This window comes from Rubrivirga sp., assembly GCF_049648075.1.
Taxonomy (GTDB): Bacteria; Bacteroidota; Rhodothermia; order Rhodothermales; family Rubricoccaceae; genus Rubrivirga.
The window spans coordinates 1-2,823 of the sequence record NZ_JBARYR010000157.1 but is presented as its reverse complement, the minus strand read 5'-3'; the positions used below and the strand labels follow the sequence as shown (position 1 = coordinate 2,823).

Below are 2,823 nucleotides of genomic sequence, written 5' to 3'. Positions count from 1 at the left end.
TTCGGCCTCCGTCTCCGGCGGTGCCGGGCGGGCTAGCGCTCGGTTCAAGGCGTCCTCGGCCTCGAGGTCGCGGTTGCGGGCGAAGTAGTACCGGCCGACAGCGAGCCGGGCTTCCGGTGCGAGCGGGTGCGTCGGGTAGGCCGTCTCGAACCGTCCGAACAGGGCCGTCGCCAGTCCCGCGTCGTCGGTGGCCAGGGCGGCATCGGCGCGCAAGAACAGGGCCTCGGGTGCGCGAGGGTCGCGGGGGTAGCGCTCGAGGAACCGGGCGAAGGCTCGCTCGGCAGGGCCGTACAGGCCGCCATCGTGCAGGCCCCGGGCCTCGTCGAAGGCGGCTTCAGCGAAGCCGGGCTCGACCTCGAGGACGGCACCAGGGACCTGGGCCTCGGCGCAGACGGCCGAGACGAGACACACGAGAGCGCCGAGGGCGCGAAGGACCGACATCGAGGACGTCGGCGAGGACCGGACGGGCATGGGGGGACGGGCTCCGGCGAGGGGGCAATCTACGGGATGCGCCTTCCGCGCTGGCCACAGAAACAAAGAGGGGGCTCTAAGTCGTATCCGAGATTCCAATCCTTTGCCTCTCCCTTTCGCATGGCCACCGACAAACCGTCCGATTCCAAACCGACGACGCCTCCGCCAGGCGTCCCCGATCCCAACCCGACCGTCCCGCCGTCTCCCGCCAATCCCGAGTCGCCCGACGCGTCGATCGAGCCGGTTGCCCAGGCCGCCGCGCCGGCGGCCAAGCCCGTCGCGATCCCGCCGCCGCTCCCGGCCGACTACGAGATGCCGGACGACTACGCGGCTCAAGATCCTGTCGCCCAGGTCAAGTCCTGGGTCGAGGCGCACCCCGGACTGGCGGTGCTCGGTGCCGCAGGCATCGGTCTACTGGCCGGTCGGCTGGTGACCGCGCTCGTCCCCGACCCCGACCCGCCGTCCTTGACGGACCGCGTCGAGACGCGCGCCAAGCAGTTGCAGAAGGCGGCGAAAAAGAAGGGCAAGAAGGCCCGAGCGGAGGCGTCGACCTTTGTCGACACAGCCGGCGACTCGCTCCAGGACAGCTTGCACCGTGCCGCCGAGGCGCTCCGCGAAGCGGCCGACGGGGCCGGTGACGTCGCCGAGGAGGGCTACGAGAAGACGAAGGACCTGGCCGAGACCATCGCGGACGCGGCCAAGGTGGCCGTGACGGGCGTTCTGGCCTCGAAGATCGACGACTGGGTCGGCAAGGTCCGAGACTAGGCGTCCGACTCCTCGATGTCTTTGCGGGGGCGCCCACTGCGGCGCCCCCGCTTTCGTTTGATCGGCCCGTATCCTCTGCGCGGTCTACACCCATTCCATGAGCGTCCTCATCGTCGGAACCGTCGCGTTTGATACGGTCGAGACCCCCTTTGGTCGCGCCGAGCGGATCCTCGGCGGCTCTGCCACCTACGCCTCGCTCGCGGCCCGCGCCATCGGCGCGCCCGTCCAGCTCAACGCCGTCGTGGGCGCCGACTTCCCGGACGCCCACATCGAAGCGTTGACGAGCCGTGGGGTCGACTGCGAAGGCCTGGTCCGGGACCCGGATGGCGAGACGTTCTTCTGGGCGGGCCGGTACCACTACGACCTCAACACGCGAGACACCCTGGCGACGCACCTCAACGTGCTGGCCACGTTCGAGCCGGACCTGCCGGCGTCGTACCGGTCGCCGGAGGTGGTGTGCTTGGGCAACCTCGACCCGACGGTCCAGGGCTCCGTCATCGACCAGGCATCCGGCGGCGATCCGTTGGTGATCGCGGACACGATGAACTTCTGGATCGAGAACACGCCCGATGCGCTCGCTGAGACGTTGTCCCGCGTCGACGTGTTGGTGATCAATGACGAGGAGGCGCGGCAGCTCTCGAACGAGGCCAACCTGGTCCGTGCCGCTCGCGCGATCCGAGAGCTCGGCCCCAAGACGCTCATCGTGAAGAAGGGCGAGCACGGCGCGCTGCTGTTCGCGGGCGACGAGGTGTTCGCGGCACCGGCGTACCCCCTCGAGGACGTGATCGACCCGACGGGCGCCGGTGACGCGTTCCTGGGTGGCTTCGCGGGTCACCTGGTCCGGTCCGGCTCGTCCGACGCCGAGACGATGCGCCAGGGGATCGTGATCGGCAGCGCGCTCGCGTCGTTCGTGTGCGAGGCGTTCGGCCCCGACCGTCTCCTCGAGGTCACCGACGCCGAGCTCAACCAGCGGATCGGAGCGTTCCGTCGGTTGTCCGAGGTCCGCGAGATCCTGGCGGCGTAGCCCGCCCTCGAGGTCGGACGCGCTAGGTCCTTGTCGCCGATCTCGAACCGTCCTCGAGGACGAGCCTTACTGGCCGGCTTGGGTCGCGTAGCGGTTGAAGAGGGCGGCCTGGGCCTCGAAGATCCACTGCGTCATGATGGTCTCCTCTGAGACCGAGACCTCCGAGCTGTAGCGACGAGCGGCCGTCCGGCCCCATTGGGCGATCTCGTCGAGCGTGGTCACGCCAGCGAGATAGAGGAGCCGTTGCGTGTCCTCATCGATGCTCGAGATGACGGTCAGGTCGTCGGCGGCTTCGGGAGCGACGAAGGGCTCTGGCGCTGCGGGCTCTTGCACGATGGGCTCCGGCTGTGCGGGCGTCGGCGTCTCGGCCTCGACCGTCTTGGGCGCACCGAGGAGGGCTTCGAGGCCAGCCTCGATGTCGACGGCCTCCTCGAACGAGGGCTCTTGGAAGGAGTCGACGGGGGACGTCGCAAACACGAGGTCGCTCGCGACGACCGGGTCCGCGTCCGGGTCGGCGGGGCGTGCGACCCAGGCCGAGCCCTCGGGCGGTGTGGACGTTTCGG

3 protein-coding genes and 1 pseudogene are annotated in these 2,823 nt (G+C 69.7%); 2 read left to right on the top strand and 2 right to left on the bottom strand.

Features of this window, described 5'->3' with window-relative positions; genetic code table 11:
* The coding region (locus tag WBA11_RS04485; RefSeq protein ID WP_424519527.1) for a tetratricopeptide repeat protein at positions 1-471 on the bottom strand (471 nt) is incomplete at its 3' end.
* A gap of 120 nt (positions 472-591) precedes the next feature.
* Between WBA11_RS04485 and WBA11_RS04480 the strand changes: the two genes are divergently transcribed.
* Together WBA11_RS04480 and WBA11_RS04475 are read left to right on the top strand one after the other, a co-directional pair.
* Positions 592-1,236: a hypothetical protein gene (locus WBA11_RS04480; RefSeq protein WP_424519526.1), complete on the top strand. Its 645-nt coding sequence runs from the start codon at positions 592-594 to the stop codon at positions 1,234-1,236.
* 97 nt (positions 1,237-1,333) lie between these two features.
* Positions 1,334-2,260 (top strand): PfkB family carbohydrate kinase, encoded by a 927-nt coding sequence (locus WBA11_RS04475; protein ID WP_424519525.1) that lies wholly within the window; start codon positions 1,334-1,336, stop codon positions 2,258-2,260.
* Positions 2,261-2,326: 66 nt separating this feature from the next.
* Here the strand turns inward: WBA11_RS04475 and WBA11_RS04470 are convergent.
* Positions 2,327-2,823: pseudogene (locus WBA11_RS04470) on the bottom strand (hypothetical protein); the annotation flags it as partial.

Coding starts and splice junctions, on each gene's coding strand:
- WBA11_RS04480 (WP_424519526.1), top strand. CDS start 592: ATGGCCACCGACAAACCGTCCGATTCCAAACCGACGACGCCTCCGCCA.
- WBA11_RS04475 (WP_424519525.1), top strand. CDS start 1,334: ATGAGCGTCCTCATCGTCGGAACCGTCGCGTTTGATACGGTCGAGACC.